The sequence below is a fragment of the Bhargavaea cecembensis genome (assembly GCF_000826125.2).
GTDB lineage: Bacteria > Bacillota > Bacilli > Bacillales_A > Planococcaceae > Bhargavaea > Bhargavaea cecembensis_B.
Genome location: NZ_LN651373.1, coordinates 1,858,167 through 1,873,055, shown reverse-complemented (window position 1 = coordinate 1,873,055; position 14,889 = coordinate 1,858,167). Strand labels below are relative to the sequence as shown.

At 52.4% G+C, this 14,889-nt stretch carries 17 protein-coding genes; 9 read left to right on the top strand and 8 right to left on the bottom strand.

Translation table 11 applies throughout. The features are described 5' to 3' along the window. The 3 genes from BN1189_RS14765 to BN1189_RS14755 all read right to left on the bottom strand — a co-directional run. Positions 1 to 798: transposase (locus BN1189_RS14765; RefSeq protein WP_179860903.1), on the bottom strand; the 798-nt coding region annotated here is incomplete at its 3' end. A gap of 152 nt (positions 799 to 950) precedes the next feature. Continuing rightward, positions 951 to 1,169: a DUF378 domain-containing protein gene (locus BN1189_RS14760; protein WP_040229061.1), complete on the bottom strand. Its 219-nt coding sequence runs from the start codon at positions 1,167 to 1,169 to the stop codon at positions 951 to 953. 117 nt (positions 1,170 to 1,286) lie between these two features. Next, positions 1,287 to 1,709 (bottom strand): YugN family protein, encoded by a 423-nt coding sequence (locus BN1189_RS14755; RefSeq protein ID WP_040229060.1) that lies wholly within the window; start codon positions 1,707 to 1,709, stop codon positions 1,287 to 1,289. A 214-nt stretch (positions 1,710 to 1,923) separates the two neighbouring features. Here BN1189_RS14755 and BN1189_RS14750 point away from each other — a divergent pair, with 214 nt between their 5' ends. Continuing rightward, positions 1,924 to 2,838: a cation diffusion facilitator family transporter gene (locus tag BN1189_RS14750; protein ID WP_040229059.1), complete on the top strand. Its 915-nt coding sequence runs from the start codon at positions 1,924 to 1,926 to the stop codon at positions 2,836 to 2,838. A 121-nt stretch (positions 2,839 to 2,959) separates the two neighbouring features. Here BN1189_RS14750 and BN1189_RS14745 read toward each other — a convergent pair whose 3' ends face one another. After that, entirely contained in the window at positions 2,960 to 3,211 is a 252-nt protein-coding gene (locus BN1189_RS14745; protein WP_040229058.1) for a DUF2188 domain-containing protein, read from the bottom strand. 206 nt (positions 3,212 to 3,417) lie between these two features. Here BN1189_RS14745 and BN1189_RS14740 point away from each other — a divergent pair, with 206 nt between their 5' ends. The 4 genes from BN1189_RS14740 to BN1189_RS14725 all read left to right on the top strand — a co-directional run bounded on the left by BN1189_RS14740 (position 3,418) and on the right by BN1189_RS14725 (position 6,468). Further along, complete coding sequence (locus BN1189_RS14740; RefSeq protein ID WP_040229057.1) at positions 3,418 to 4,506, top strand: SDR family oxidoreductase; 1,089 nt, start codon at positions 3,418 to 3,420, stop codon at positions 4,504 to 4,506. A 137-nt stretch (positions 4,507 to 4,643) separates the two neighbouring features. Further along, positions 4,644 to 5,552 (top strand): homoserine O-acetyltransferase MetA, encoded by a 909-nt coding sequence (gene metA, locus BN1189_RS14735; RefSeq protein WP_040229056.1) that lies wholly within the window; start codon positions 4,644 to 4,646, stop codon positions 5,550 to 5,552. Positions 5,553 to 5,590: 38 nt separating this feature from the next. Beyond that, on the top strand, positions 5,591 to 6,142 hold the full coding sequence (locus BN1189_RS14730; protein WP_257125424.1) for a DUF1648 domain-containing protein: 552 nt from the start codon (positions 5,591 to 5,593) through the stop codon (positions 6,140 to 6,142). Between the two features lie 17 nt (positions 6,143 to 6,159). Beyond that, positions 6,160 to 6,468 (top strand): TIGR04104 family putative zinc finger protein, encoded by a 309-nt coding sequence (locus BN1189_RS14725; protein WP_179860966.1) that lies wholly within the window; start codon positions 6,160 to 6,162, stop codon positions 6,466 to 6,468. A 206-nt stretch (positions 6,469 to 6,674) separates the two neighbouring features. On the opposite strand, the gene BN1189_RS14720 is transcribed toward BN1189_RS14725, so the two are convergent. The 4 genes from BN1189_RS14720 to BN1189_RS14700 all read right to left on the bottom strand — a co-directional run bounded on the left by BN1189_RS14720 (position 6,675) and on the right by BN1189_RS14700 (position 10,433). After that, on the bottom strand, positions 6,675 to 7,850 hold the full coding sequence (locus tag BN1189_RS14720; protein WP_040229055.1) for an MGDG synthase family glycosyltransferase: 1,176 nt from the start codon (positions 7,848 to 7,850) through the stop codon (positions 6,675 to 6,677). An 86-nt stretch (positions 7,851 to 7,936) separates the two neighbouring features. Further along, the gene (locus BN1189_RS14715) at positions 7,937 to 8,545 is read right to left on the bottom strand and encodes a DedA family protein (RefSeq protein ID WP_040229054.1); all 609 of its coding nucleotides are present in this window, start codon (positions 8,543 to 8,545) and stop codon (positions 7,937 to 7,939) included. A gap of 573 nt (positions 8,546 to 9,118) precedes the next feature. Next, positions 9,119 to 9,727 (bottom strand): DedA family protein, encoded by a 609-nt coding sequence (locus BN1189_RS14705; protein ID WP_040229054.1) that lies wholly within the window; start codon positions 9,725 to 9,727, stop codon positions 9,119 to 9,121. Next, positions 9,717 to 10,433: a polysaccharide deacetylase family protein gene (locus tag BN1189_RS14700; protein ID WP_052455898.1), complete on the bottom strand. Its 717-nt coding sequence runs from the start codon at positions 10,431 to 10,433 to the stop codon at positions 9,717 to 9,719. The genes BN1189_RS14705 and BN1189_RS14700 overlap by 11 nt, the downstream gene beginning before the upstream one ends. A gap of 257 nt (positions 10,434 to 10,690) precedes the next feature. Here BN1189_RS14700 and BN1189_RS14695 point away from each other — a divergent pair, with 257 nt between their 5' ends. The 4 genes from BN1189_RS14695 to BN1189_RS14680 all read left to right on the top strand — a co-directional run bounded on the left by BN1189_RS14695 (position 10,691) and on the right by BN1189_RS14680 (position 14,875). Continuing rightward, positions 10,691 to 12,091 (top strand): MATE family efflux transporter, encoded by a 1,401-nt coding sequence (locus tag BN1189_RS14695; RefSeq protein WP_040229053.1) that lies wholly within the window; start codon positions 10,691 to 10,693, stop codon positions 12,089 to 12,091. 1,500 nt (positions 12,092 to 13,591) lie between these two features. Beyond that, positions 13,592 to 14,158 carry a TetR family transcriptional regulator gene (locus BN1189_RS14690; RefSeq protein ID WP_040229052.1) on the top strand — a complete coding sequence of 189 codons (567 nt, stop codon included), beginning with the start codon at positions 13,592 to 13,594 and terminating at the stop codon, positions 14,156 to 14,158. A gap of 64 nt (positions 14,159 to 14,222) precedes the next feature. Beyond that, entirely contained in the window at positions 14,223 to 14,561 is a 339-nt protein-coding gene (locus BN1189_RS14685; protein WP_040229051.1) for a DMT family transporter, read from the top strand. Then, the gene (locus BN1189_RS14680; protein ID WP_040229050.1) at positions 14,561 to 14,875 is read left to right on the top strand and encodes a DMT family transporter; all 315 of its coding nucleotides are present in this window, start codon (positions 14,561 to 14,563) and stop codon (positions 14,873 to 14,875) included. The genes BN1189_RS14685 and BN1189_RS14680 overlap by 1 nt, the downstream gene beginning before the upstream one ends. Positions 14,876 to 14,889: the final 14 nt, after the last annotated feature.

The window sequence follows — 14,889 nt, the reverse complement described above, 5'->3', positions numbered from 1 at the left end:
TTTTCTACGGATTCCCTTGCGGACCGCTGTATCTGTCTCTTTCTCACTTTTGTCCGTCAGGATCTCTTCCTGTCCTTCCAAACGGGAGACGGTCTCCATCAGTTCCTCCACCGAAGGATCACCTTCAGGCAGACTTCCCATTTCGAATCCCTCTGCCTCTGCAATCTCATGGATCTCCTGCAGGGTCTCGCTGATTTTCTTTTTCAGCTTTTCCTCGTATCCCAACACCGCTTTCTTGAATACAAAGGAATATTTATTGGCATCCGCCTCGATTTTCGTCCCATCGAGGAAGTAATTTTCAAAGTCAATGAAGCCGCGATGATGCAATTCCATCACCATCGCTTCGAATAAATCATCGATCATCTTGGGCATTCGGACCCCGCGGAACTCATTGATGGTCCGGTAGTCGGGAAGCTGGCCGGCGGCCAGCCACATAGCAGGAATGCTTTCCCTTGTCAGCTTTTCAATGCGCCGGCAGGAATATTCCTTTTGGGAGTAGGCGTAAAGAATGATCTTAAGCATCATCTTCGGGTGGTAAGAACTGCGGCCGCCTCCGGAATAATGCGCAATGAGCTGATCATCCGGAATCGTCTCGATCATTTCATCAATGACACGTGCCACATGGTCATCGGGAACCAGCGATTCGACATCGAAGATGGCGAAGGACTGGCGGTTATCATAGGGCTTGAAGACAGGCGCCAACCGGCGTTTTGGACGTTTTTCCTCAGGCTTGTTCACCTCTGCCAAGATCTCCATTTCTGTGATATACTCTGTTGTAGCAGTCTTCGGATTGCACATAAAAAGATCGCTCCTTTGTGTGTGTTGTTGTGGTGACTCCATTCTACAAAAGGCAGCGGTCTTTTTCTATTTTTTTGAGAGAGATAAAAAACAAGAAAGGGGCTGTCACAGAAAGTCGTTTTTATCGACTTTCTGGACAGCCCCTTTTCCTTTTAAATGGTCCGCCGATCACGGTCAGTTCCGAGAAGACCATAAAATTTCAGACAATAGAGTGCGGATAGGCCGACGAGAACATAGACGATTTTCGACAGAAGTGCATCTTGTCCGCCAAACAACGTCGCCACGAGGTCAAAATCAAGCAGGCCAACGAGCAACCAGTTCAGTCCGCCGACAATCAGCAAAGTAAGTGCGATCGCGTCGAGTGCTTTCATTTCCCGGATCCTCCTTTCCGCGAAGTTAATATTAGAATCCCCTGATGAAAGAAGAAGTAAACCTGCTAATGATGATCAGCCGGTGCAAAAAAGCCGCCCGGGAACAGGGCGGCACAGTCATGGACGGAGGAACGGATAATCTCCGAAAATCGACGCGACTTTCTCTTCGCCGCGCTCTTCCCACTCAGACTTTTTCTTAATGTGTCCGTCCTTATCAAGCGGCTCCTGGAACTGCTCGAAGCCCGTGGCCGTAAGTACGGCGCTTTCTTCATAATCAAGACCGATGTTCACGACGTGCTTGATGACAAACGGCTGGCCGAAGGCGATGAGGGCATCCGGGTGGTCGAGCTGTCCCGAGAGCACGTCAAACGGAAGCCGCAGATAAATCGTCTCGCCGCCGGAACGATGAAGAATGCTGTCAAACAGTCCATTATGAAAATCCCAGTTGTCGCCAAGCGTGAAGCCGTTCTCGCTGAGCAGCGGCTCGACTTCTCCGTAGACCGCCCGTTTTCCTTGCAGATCCGTCTCTAATTTGATCATGTTGTTGTCCCTCCTGAAGTGGGTATATTCATCAATAGATGGTCTTCTGTGACTGTACACTCTTTTCTTACCCAATAAGCTCTTGTTTTATCCCAACTACCCGGGAAGCACCTTTGAAATCAGGATCTGTCCGAAAGGAGTGAATGTTTGCCGGCCGGACGGGAGCGCAAAACAAGGCTTTGCACAAATACTTCTAAAGTGGGAGGACTTATTTTTGGGTCATCAACACGGGGAAGGTCATTCCCATCATCACGGCACTTCGAACCAAAAAGCGCTTTTATGGGCGTTCATCCTGATCACCGGTTTCATGGTGGTTGAGTTTATCGGAGGATTCCTTACAAACAGCCTGGCCCTGCTGTCGGATGCAGGCCATATGCTGAGTGATTCCGCCGCGCTCGGGCTCAGCCTGTTCGCGGTGATCTTGGGGACCCGGCAGGCAACCGGCAGCAAGACTTATGGATACCGGAGGTTCGAAATTATTGCCGCTGCATTGAACGGAGTCACCCTTCTCGTCATTTCAGGAATCATCATGTTCGAGGCGGTCCGGCGTTTCACCGCTCCGCCCGAAGTCCAGAGCTCCGGCATGCTTGTGATTGCCGTGATCGGACTGCTGGTGAATATTGCGGCCGGATGGATCCTCATGCGGGGGGACAAGGAAGAGAACCTGAACATCCGGAGTGCATTCATCCACGTGATCGGGGACATGCTCGGTTCTGCCGGGGCCATCATCGCAGCCCTGTTGATCATGTTGTTCGGCTGGCAGCTTGCAGACCCGGTCGCGAGCATCATCGTGTCCCTGCTCGTATTGGTGAGCGGCTGGCGGGTCACCCGGGATGCGGCGAACGTTCTCATGGAAGGCGTCCCGCCGAGCATCGACCCGGAAAGGGTGGCTGCGGAACTGGCGGCAATTCCGGGAGTCGTTGATGTGCATGATTTGCATGTCTGGTCGATCACGCCGGAAGAGCCGCTCCTCAGCTGCCATCTGACCGTTTCGGATGATGCCGATCCTGACCGGGTGCTCCGTCTTTCCAACCAACTTTTGAACGAAACGTTCGGCATCGGGCACAGCACCATCCAGCTTGAGACAGAAAGCGGCGGTTGCCCGAGTCCGCACAACAATATCCACTGAAACAGGCGGCAAATGAAGCCGACGGATCTGTTTCGGCTTACGGGCCGGGTCCGGCGCTAATTTCGGCCGTGCCAGCGGGAAAGCGGGCAAAGAAAAAAGAGCAGCCGCAGCCGCTCCTTCATCAGCATTCGATCTGTTCTTCGATCTTCCCGTCGTCATCATGGACGATGACCATGGCGCCGTGCTCGCCTGCACGTTTCTTTCCTTCATCGACCAATTTCTGCTTGTCGCCGCCGGACATGACGGGTTCATCCTCACCTTCACGCTTCAGCGACCAGTCCCCGTCATCAGGAACGATATGGTAATTTGCTTTTTCCGTTCCTTCGCGGTCTCCGAAATACTTTTCCGGTCCGTTATCGTTTCTTCCAGGCATATGCCGATCCCTCCTGAACCATTGATAGTCTTTCAATTCCCCCTCGGCCATGGATTGAAACTGTTGTCGAATCGGCATGGAACTTCCATTGTTTTGGCTTTCTTTCTGCTAAAGAAGGATAAAGAATGCCGGGCGTAGAAAAGCGGCGTCAGACAGACGCTGCAGTACGTATCGAGTTCAACACACAAGGAAGGGAGACCATATGCTTGGCGAAGAGAACTTATTTCTTTACGGGATTCCCCGGGTTTTTGGCAACCCGGATCATTGACCGGCTGATCGCGGAAGAGCCGGGATCCGACTTTGAGCTGCTCGTCCATCCGTCGGCCATGGAATCTGCACGCCTTCGGGCAGAGCAGCTGTCGGAGGGAAGAAAAACGGGACGGCTCCGGCTCATCGAAGGAGATATCACTAAACCTGGGCTTGGCCTGGCATCCGCCCTTTCAGACGAACTGCATGAAACGGTTACCCGCGTGTTCCACTTGGCTGCCGTCTATGACCTCGCCGTCCCTGAAGCGCTTGCCCAGTCGGTGAATGTCACGGGCACGCGCAATGTCAATGCCTGGGTTTTACAATGCCGGCAGATCCGGCGATACGTCTATTTCAGCACTGCTTATGTGTCCGGAGACAGAAAAGGGAAGGTCCTTGAAACGGAGCTGGCTTGCGGTCAGGGGTTTAAGAACCATTATGAGCGGACGAAATATGATGCGGAAGTGCTCGTCCAATATGCACGAGACCGCGTCCCGACGACCATCATCCGGCCGGGGATCGTCCTCGGCGATTCAAACACCGGAGAGACGGAGAAATTCGACGGTCCTTATTTCATCATGCGGTTTCTTGATAAGTTCTCCCGCTTTCCGATCCCGTATATCGGCAGGGGGAAGGCGACGATCAATCTTGTGCCGGTGGATTACATCGTGGATGCGACCTGCTGGCTGGCGAGACACCCGTCAGGGGCCGATCAGGTGTATCATCTGGCAGATCCATCGCCTTACTTGGCAAGGGACGCCTTCCGCCTGATTTCGGAATCACTTTCGGGAAAAAAGCCCCGGTTCACCGTGCCGAAGTCTTCCATCTATCTGATGCTGAGCGTTCCGGCTTTCAGGAAATGGGTGCAGGTCGAAAGGGAAACGCTGGACTATTTTCATCTTGAGTCAGACTTTGACTGCACGCATGCGCTGCGTGACCTGGAGCCGGCTGGAATCTGGTGCCCTGATTTTGCGGACTATATTCCGAGGGCCGTGGACTATTACAAGCAGCACCGGAATGATCCCCGGAAACGGATCCCGGTGGAATAACCCCGTTCCGATTGGATGATTCGTCCCCCTGTTCTTTCTGAGCGGAATCGTCTATCATTTGAGTATTGCGAATTCGTTGGGCAGCCGGGACTCCGGCCGTTCGCAGGGAAGAGAGCGAAAAAGGGGGATGCATCACCGTGCCGATTAATATTCCAGGCCATTTGCCTGCCGCACAGAAGCTGCAGGAGGAAAAGATTTTCATCATGGATACCGACCGGGCAGTCGCACAGGACATCCGGCCGCTCAATATTCTCATTTTAAACCTCATGCCGGAAAAGGAGCGCACCGAACTGCAGCTGCTCCGGCTCCTCGGCAATACGCCGCTTCAGGTGGATGTCACGTTCATGACGATGGCCTCGCACGAGTCCAAAAACACGAGCAAGTCCCATCTGGACGAGTTTTACGTCACATTCGAAGAGATCCGCAACCGGCGCTTCGACGGGATGATCATCACCGGGGCACCGATCGAGCATCTGGAGTTCCGGGAAGTGAACTACTGGGAAGAGCTCACCAGTATCCTCGACTGGTCAGACCAGAATGTCACGTCCACGATGGCGATCTGCTGGGGAGCGCAGGCGGCACTTTATCACTTCTACGGAATCGGGAAACAGCCGCTTTCGGAAAAGTGCTTCGGTGTATTCCGGCATACGGTCTCAGATCCGACGGTCAAGCTGGCCCGCGGGTTCAGCGACCAGTTCGTTGCGCCGCATTCCCGCTATACGGAAGTGAGCGCAGAGGAGATCCGCCGCCATCCGGAGCTGGAACTGCTGTCCGAGTCGGACGAAGCCGGCGCCTTCATCGTCCTGTCGAAGGATGAGAAGCGCATCATGATCACCGGCCATCTGGAATACGATGCCGACACGCTCGCCGAGGAGTATGAGCGGGACCGGGCAAAGGGTCTCGGCACCGCCATTCCGAAACACTATTTCCCGGAAGACGATCCGGCCAACCTGCCGCTTAATACATGGCGGGCGCACACCTTTCTGCTGTTTTCGAACTGGCTGAACTACTATGTCTACCAGGAAACACCGTATGTCTGGAACTGACGATACATCTAAAAAACCGCCTGTTGGGTGGTTTTTTTGTGAAACCGATCGGCCGCTTTTCCGTATATAAGGTTGAGGTGTTCATCATGAAGACATATGACCGTCCAAAACTGGACATCCCGAAAACAACAATTGAAAAACTATTGGACCTGGCGGCGGGACTGATTTTTGTCGCGGGACTCGTTTATCTCGTTTGGGTATGGGGAGATCTTCCGGATCAGGTGCCTGGGCATTACGGGGCATCCGGCGAAGTGGACAGATGGGGATCGAAGTGGGAACTGATCCTGCTGCCCGCCATCGGGTTTGCCACTGCGGCATTCATGGCCTTTTTCGAGAAGCATCCGGAATGGCATAACTATATGGTCAGCCTGAACGACGAGAACATTGAGTTTCAATACAAAAATTCAAGATTGCTGCTGAATGTCATGAAAAACATGATTTTGGTCCTTTTCACTTATCTGAACTGGAAGACGGTACAGGTCGCTCTCGGAAAGGCGGATTCGCTCGGCCTCGGTTTCCTTCCCGTTTTCCTCATTCTCACATTCGCCCCGATGATTTTCTTCATCATCCGGTCGGTCAGGCATCCATGACGAAAGGGGAGATCGATATGCCGATCTGCACAAATTGCCATCATCCATGGACGCGAGGAGAATTGTGGAAGGCATCGCTCACTCTGAAGCAGTCGATGACCTGCCCGCACTGCGGAGCGGAGCAATTTCAGACGAAGGAATCCAGGAAGAAAGGCAGTCTGCTGCTGCTCATCATCCCGCTCGGCATGCTCATCAGCTTTGTCGCCAACGGGCTGGGATGGGGCTGGTGGTCGCTCATCCTGTATTTGGCTGTCGTCGTGGCCGTGTACGTCTATTTCTTTCCAAAGACAGTCAGGCTGACCGACACGGAAGAACCGTTATGGTAGGGCTGAAACATATAAAAGAAGAGACGAGAGTGCGCCCGGCAACCCGGCTTCATTCTCGTCTCTTTTTGATTTGAGCGAAACTTCGTGTGGAGCGAAGCGTTGCTTTTATCCGCAACAGCGTTATCTTTATCCGGCGAAGCGTTGCTTTTATCGGACCGAGCGTTATCTTTATCCGCGGAAGCCGACTTCTGGCACAGGTGCTGTCGTCATTTGCCGGCAGTGCTGAAGGAAGAGACGTGGATCGCCAGGCCGCGGTCCTTTTCTGCGGCGGACAGGAGTTCCTCCAGGTAAACGGCCAGTTCGCTTTCAGAGCGGATGTCCAGCTGTCCATGATAACGGTCGACCGATCTTTTCCAGCGGTGCATGCGGAACGGATTTTCCAGGACGGCCATGAGCTGCTGTTCAATCGGCCCGTTGATATCGAGCGGAAAGGCAAGCCCTTTTGCTGTTAAATAATCGAGGTTATACCGTTCTTGTCCCGGCAGGCTGGAGTGGATGAACATCGGAAGCTTTTTGCGGAGTCCTTCGCTGATCGTGATCCCGCCGGGTTTTGTGATGAGGAGGTCCGCCTGTTCATAGAGCTCGTTCATCTCCTCCCGCGAAGCGATGAACGGCATCGCCGTGACATTCGGCAATTCCCACGACTTCACCCGGCCGAGAAGCCGGCGGTTATTCCCGCATAATACGGTGAAGTGGATATTCGGAGTACGTTCAAGTTCTTCCCGGAGCCGGTCGATGTTCCCGAGCCCGGTGTTGCCTCCGGCGATCACCGCACGGAGAGGGTGATGCAAATGACTTTCCGTTTGTTCCGGCATTTTGATGAAAGCGCTGTGCACCGGAATGCCGGTGACCCTCAATCTTCCCGGATCCAGTCCATCCTTAATCAGTTGGTTTTTTGATTCTGCGGTCGGCAGCAAATGGACATCAATCCCTTTCCGCCCCCACACACAGTTGACGAACAGGTCGGTATAGATATTGATGACGGGAACCCGGCACTGTCCCTTCAGCTTCATCTTGCTCAGGATCAGTGACGGGAGGGAGTGTGCGCAGAAGATGAGATCCGGCTGTTCGCGCTCCAGAATGTCCCGCATTTTATTGATCAGGAACGGCTGATACCATTTGAACCGGTTTTCATCCGAATCCGGTCCATGACAGAACCAGCTGTTGTATGCCCGGTCATAGATCCCGGGAAAGGAGCGGATCCACTTCATATAGCTGACCGAGATGAACCGTTCGATGACCGGGCTGGTTTCGGTCAGCAGATCGGTCTTCTTCGTTTCGACTCTCCCCATCCGCCTTTCCACCAGATCCATGAGAGCTTCGGCTGCCTGATGATGGCCCGACTGGGTCCGCAGATGGGAAAAGAAAAGAATTTTTCTCATCGGGTCCAACTCCTCTGTGAAAATCCTGTTTGTTCGTTATACCCCTTATTTTCCAAAACACACTTTTGCAGAAAAATAAACACGCCTCAATCGGGCGTGTTCCGGCTTTGTCTGATTCTCTTCCTGAGACTTTTTCCGGCCAGATAAAAGATGTAGATCAAGAGAAACAAGATTCCTGCATAGCCCGCGTAGAGCGGGTCGATGTCAAATAGATTGCCAAGTATATAGCCGGCAAGGAGGAACGGTCCTGTCCAAAGGAGGGCGCCGGTCAAAGAGAGCCCCGCGAACAAGGGAAGGGGAGTTTTGGCGATCCCGGCAATGTAGGGGCTGACCTGCCGCAGTCCGGGCAGATAAAATCCGAATACGATCATGGCCATCCGCCTTTTCCGGAACTTTCCTTCCATTTTTTCAAAACGTTCTTTTGTCAGGCCGATCCGCCGACCGAGCTTTTGGAGGACGTCGGAACCGACCCATCTCCCGCCGGAGTAGGCGATCATCATCCCGGTGAATGCCCCGAGGACGGTGCATAAGATCGATCCGGCTGCCCCGAGCTGGTTCCCGGCGATCAGCATGCCGGTGAAGAATACCATCGATTCCTCCGGTGCCGGGATGCCGACGATCCCGAAAACAGCGAGGAGGAAGATGATGACGTAGCCGTACTGCTGGATGTAGCCCATCACTGCATCAATGCCCATGGCGGTGACGCCCTTTCACCGGGATGAACTGCACGTCGCGCCGCACTGCATCTTCCAGGTATTCCGCCAGCCCGCGGATCATGAAAGCCGGTGCCGCATCGTCCGCCCCCGGGTTGGTGCCATCATCATGAAGAAGAATGACCGAGCCGTCCTCGGGCACTTTTGTCAGTCTATCGGCCAGATTGCGGCAGGAGGAGATCTTCCAGTCCTGAAAAATATGAGACCAGAGCACGGTGTCATAGTTCCTGGCCACGCTCAATGTGAAGGGGCTCNATGCCCGGTCATAGATCCCGGGAAAGGAGCGGATCCACTTCATATAGCTGACCGAGATGAACCGTTCGATGACCGGGCTGGTTTCGGTCAGCAGATCGGTCTTCTTCGTTTCGACTCTCCCCATCCGCCTTTCCACCAGATCCATGAGAGCTTCGGCTGCCTGATGATGGCCCGACTGGGTCCGCAGATGGGAAAAGAAAAGAATTTTTCTCATCGGGTCCAACTCCTCTGTGAAAATCCTGTTTGTTCGTTATACCCCTTATTTTCCAAAACACACTTTTGCAGAAAAATAAACACGCCTCAATCGGGCGTGTTCCGGCTTTGTCTGATTCTCTTCCTGAGACTTTTTCCGGCCAGATAAAAGATGTAGATCAAGAGAAACAAGATTCCTGCATAGCCCGCGTAGAGCGGGTCGATGTCAAATAGATTGCCAAGTATATAGCCGGCAAGGAGGAACGGTCCTGTCCAAAGGAGGGCGCCGGTCAAAGAGAGCCCCGCGAACAAGGGAAGGGGAGTTTTGGCGATCCCGGCAATGTAGGGGCTGACCTGCCGCAGTCCGGGCAGATAAAATCCGAATACGATCATGGCCATCCGCCTTTTCCGGAACTTTCCTTCCATTTTTTCAAAACGTTCTTTTGTCAGGCCGATCCGCCGACCGAGCTTTTGGAGGACGTCGGAACCGACCCATCTCCCGCCGGAGTAGGCGATCATCATCCCGGTGAATGCCCCGAGGACGGTGCATAAGATCGATCCGGCTGCCCCGAGCTGGTTCCCGGCGATCAGCATGCCGGTGAAGAATACCATCGATTCCTCCGGTGCCGGGATGCCGACGATCCCGAAAACAGCGAGGAGGAAGATGATGACGTAGCCGTACTGCTGGATGTAGCCCATCACTGCATCAATGCCCATGGCGGTGACGCCCTTTCACCGGGATGAACTGCACGTCGCGCCGCACTGCATCTTCCAGGTATTCCGCCAGCCCGCGGATCATGAAAGCCGGTGCCGCATCGTCCGCCCCCGGGTTGGTGCCATCATCATGAAGAAGAATGACCGAGCCGTCCTCGGGCACTTTTGTCAGTCTATCGGCCAGATTGCGGCAGGAGGAGATCTTCCAGTCCTGAAAAATATGAGACCAGAGCACGGTGTCATAGTTCCTGGCCACGCTCAATGTGAAGGGGCTCAGCCGGCCCCACGGCGGACGGTAAAGAACCGGCGCTCCACCGGCCGCCCGCCGGATCGCCCGGTCGGTCATCCCGATCTGCCGGCGCAGCACACGGGGGGACAGCCGCCAGTTTGACCGGTGCTCATAATGGTGGATGCCGATTTCATGCCCTTCGTCTTTCATTCTCCTGACAAGCCGGGGGTGGGCATCCACCTTTTCACCCACGACAAAAAAGGTCGCCTTTACTTGATGCTTTTTCAAAAGGTCGAGCAGCTGACCGGTATAGACCGGGTGAGGCCCATCGTCGAATGTCAGGGCGATCCCTTTTTGGCCTTCCACCTTTTTGATGATTCCCGTTCCCGTTGACCGGATCAGCAGTGTGGATAGTATATTGCCGGCAAAGACGGCTGCCCCGGCGGCTGCCAGCCGGATGAACATTCGTTTCGGATCCATCGTGATCACTCGTTTCCTGCGTTCGGTTATGAATTCAATACCCGAAACTCTTGAAATGATTCGGCGTTGAAAGTCTTCCGGTGAAGATTTATCGGAAAAAGAGGAGCGAAAATCCAGAAAAAAGCAGGCAATCGAAGTGCGCGGCTTGTGCTTAAATTCCGTTAATTATTTTTAAGAAATACTATTTCACAATCATAAAAGAGTGTGCTATGATACTCCCTGTTTGTGAAATTTACCAGTAAAAGAGGAATGCATAAATGGCGGCGAATTCAGCAGCCGGGCCGCAGAAAAAGCTGAATCTCTTTCAGCTGACCTGGCCGATCTTTCTTGAGTTGTTTTTGTTTACGTTCATGGGCCTTGTCGATACATTCATGCTGAGTTCGCTGTCAGACGATGCCGTTTCCGGTGTCGGCGCAGCCAACCAATATATCCAGATCGCCATTCTCGTCCTCGAAGTCGTCGGGAACGGTGCGGCGATCGTCGTTTCGCAGTACTTGGGATCAAAGCGGTTCATCGAAGTTTCCCGGATTTCGGCGCTAGCCGTTTCGCTTAACCTGCTTGTCGGCCTGGCGCTGAGCGCGGTCTTCATCATGTTCACGAGCCGCATCATGCAAGCCATGAACCTGGACGGGGCCGTGCTTGCACATGCGGAAGCCTACCTCGTGATCGTCGGCGGGGGGATTTTCCTCCAGGCGGTCATCAATTCGCTTTCGGCGATCATCCGGGTCCACGGATTCACGAAACAGACGATGTTCGTTTCGCTTGGAATGAACATCCTGCATATCGCCGGGAACTACGCACTCATCTTCGGGAAATTCGGTTTGCCGGAACTCGGCGTGAAGGGGGCGGCAATCTCCTCGGTCGGAAGCCGGCTGATCGCTTTGTCCGTCTTCGTGTGGCTCCTGTATCAGATTCTCGATTACCGGATTGAGTTCCGCTATTACTTTAACTGGACGAAGGAATATGTTCGCCAGATCCTCCATATCGGGCTGCCGTCGGCGTTTGAGCAGATCTTGTACCAGGGATGCCAGCTCGTGTTCCTCTACTATGTGACCTACCTTGGGACGGAGGCGATGGCCGCCCGCCAATACGCGGTCAATATTTCGATGTTCAGTTACTTATTTGCACTCGCCATCGGGCTTGGGACGTCGATCATCACGGGCCGGCTCGTCGGAAGCGGCGAAAAGGAAGTCGCCTACCGGACATTGTGGAAGAGTCTGAAGTGGGCATTTGTGTTCACATTCGCCATGGTGGCCGTCGTAACCGCATTCCGCTATCCGCTCATGGGCCTTTTCACCGACAATGAAGAAATCATCCGGCTCGGTGCGTCCGTACTCTTGCTGTCGGTGCTGCTCGAGACGGGGAGGACATTCAACATCGTCATCATCAACTCGCTCAGGGCTTCGGGGGATGCCAAGTTCCCGGTCCTCATGGCCGCCATTTCAATGGTGCTCATGAGCCTGCCGCTCGGATATTTCCTCGTGTTCGTCATGGATCTCGGGATCGTCGGAATCTGGCTGGCGATTGCCGCCGATGAATGGACCCGCGGGATCGCCATGGCCATCCGGTGGAAAAGCCGCGCATGGGAAAAGCACGCGCTCGTTCAGCCGGAAGCGGAGCTCGAAGAAACGAGAGATGCTGTACCTGAAACAGTCTGATCTATAAGAGTGCGGGCGGACCCCCTGACCGGGGCCCGCCCGCTTTTTCTATTGGTGAGGGAACGTGCGGATTATTAATATGGAAAGCAGAATTGAAATATGGAGCGTGAAGTTACAATATGGAAGGGAGAATTGAAATATGGAGCGTGAAATTACAATATGGAAGGGAGAATTGAAATATAGAGCGTGAAACTACAATATGGAAGGTAGATTTGAAATAAGGGGCGTGAAATTACAATATGGAAAGCAGATTTGAAATATAGAATGTGAATTTACAATATGGCAGGCGGATTTGAAATATAGAATGTGAATTTACAATATGGCAGGCGGATTTGAAACATGGAGCGTGAAATTACAATATGGCAGGTAGAATTGAAATATAGAGCGTGAAATTACAATATGGAAAGCAGATTTGAAATATAGAACGTGAATTTACAATATGGCAGGCGGATTTGAAATATAGAACGTGAAATTACAATATGGAAGGCAGATTTGAAACATGGAGCGTGAAATTACAATATGGCAGGTAGAATTGAAATATAGAGCGTGAAATTACAATATGGAAAGCAGATTTGAAATATAGAACGTGAATTTACAATATGGCAGGCGGATTTGAAATATAGAACGTGAAATTACAATATGGAAGGCAGATTTGAAACATGGAGCGTGAAATTACAATATGGCAGGTAGAATTGAAATATAGAGCGTGAAATTACAATATGGAAAGCAGATTTGAAATATAGAACGTGAATTTACAATATGGCAGGCGGATTTGAAATATAGAACGTGAAATTACAATATGGAAGGCAGATTTGAAACATGGAGCGTGAAATTACAATATGGCAGGTAGAATTGAAATATAGAGCGTGAAATTACAATATGGAAAGCAGATTTGAAATATAGAACGTGAATTTACAATATGGCAGGCGGATTTGAAATATAGAACGTGAAATTACAATATGGAAGGCAGATTTGAAACATGGAGCGTGAAATTACAATATGGCAGGTAGAATTGAAATATAGAGCGTGAAATTACAATATGGAAAGCAGATTTGAAATATAGAACGTGAATTTACAATATGGCAGGCGGATTTGAAATATAGAACGTGAAATTACAATATGGAAGGCAGAATTGAAATATGGAGCGTGAAATTACAATATGGCAGGTAGAATTGAAATATAGAGCGTGAAATTACAATATGGAAAGCAGATTTGAAATATAGAGTGTGAATTTACAATATGGCAGGCGGATTTACAATATGGAGCGTGAAATTACAACATAGAAAGCAGATTTGAAACATGGACCACAATACTAAAATATGACCGCCGAAGCTGCTGCAATCTGGCGGCTCATGAAGGAGGAGGGAGCCTTGGCTGTTAGCCGCAACGCCAACGAACACCCGCAGCTCCACTGGTTGCTTCCCGGAACCGGCTTTGACTTTGAATAAAATACGAGTTAAAATGAATGATAGTCAGTCACCAGAAAAAGGGGGGATCGGCATGGACAAACGGGAGCGGATCATCCGGGCAGCCGTCGAGGTGTTCCGGGAGAAGGGAATCGAGAAGACGAAGGTCTCCGACATCGTCCGAAAGGCTGAAATTGCGCAGGGGACATTTTATCTGTATTTCCCGTCCAAGCTTTCCGTCATGCCGGCGATTGCCGCGAGGATGGCCGGACAGCTGGAGCAGGAGATCAGAGACACGGCCAGGCCCGATGAAGCATGGGAAGCCCAGATCGGCCGGCTGGTTGATGCCGTGTTTAAAGTGACCGGGGAATACCGGGATGTGGCGATTCTCGTCTATGCCGGCCTGTCCTCGACGGAACAGGTCAAGGAATGGGAAGAGATTTACATGCCGCTCTACCGGGAAGTGGCCGGATTGATCCGCGTTTGGCAGGAAAACGGCTACGCCCGGCAGGCAGATCCTTTCCGGCTTGCCCGGCTTTCGGTGGGGCTTATTGAATCCGCAGCTGAGCAGGTCTATCTGTATGATTCTTACGACCCCGCACAGGAGAAGGTGCAGAAAGAAGAACTGCTCTTGTTCCTCCAGCACGCATTGCGCCGATAAGGCGTATTTTTACAATCGTTTATGACTGATAGTCATTCATTAAAAGCAAAAAGGAGTCTTTTTTATGAGCAAGTCATGGATATATGTGGCGCTGACATGCGCTTTTGAACTCGTCTGGGTATACGGATTCAGCGTGGCGTCGCAATGGTGGCACTGGCTGCTGATCATCGGGATTATCCTCGTTGATTTCCATTGCCTGGCGAAAGCTTGTGAAAAGCTGCCGACGGGTACCGTCTACGCCGTTTTTGCCGCTGTCGGATCGGTCGGCACGGTGCTCATGGATGTTTTCCTGTTCGGAGGCACGATGAACACCGCCAAACTGTTCTTCATCGCCCTGCTCGTCTTCGGCGTGATCGGGCTGAAATTGGCGGACGGGAAAGAAGAGAAAGGAGCTGAAGTCTGATGGGATGGCTGTTTGTCATGGCCGCTGCTTCATTCGAAGTGACGGGAGCGGTCGGCCTTCATTTGTACAGTCAGCAGAAGAACATTCTGAGCACCGCTCTGTACCTCGGCGGATTCGGACTTTCATTCCTGCTGCTGTACCAGTCGTTTGATTATCTCCAGCTGAGCGTGGCGTATGCCGTATGGATCGGCCTCGGTACTGCGGGCGCGGTGCTCGTGAACATGATCTTCTTCGGAGAGTCAAAGAACCGCCAAAGGGTCCTCAGCCTGATGGTCATCCTGGCCGGGGTGATCGGGCTGAAGCTCGTGTCCTGACCAGAATCTACCGG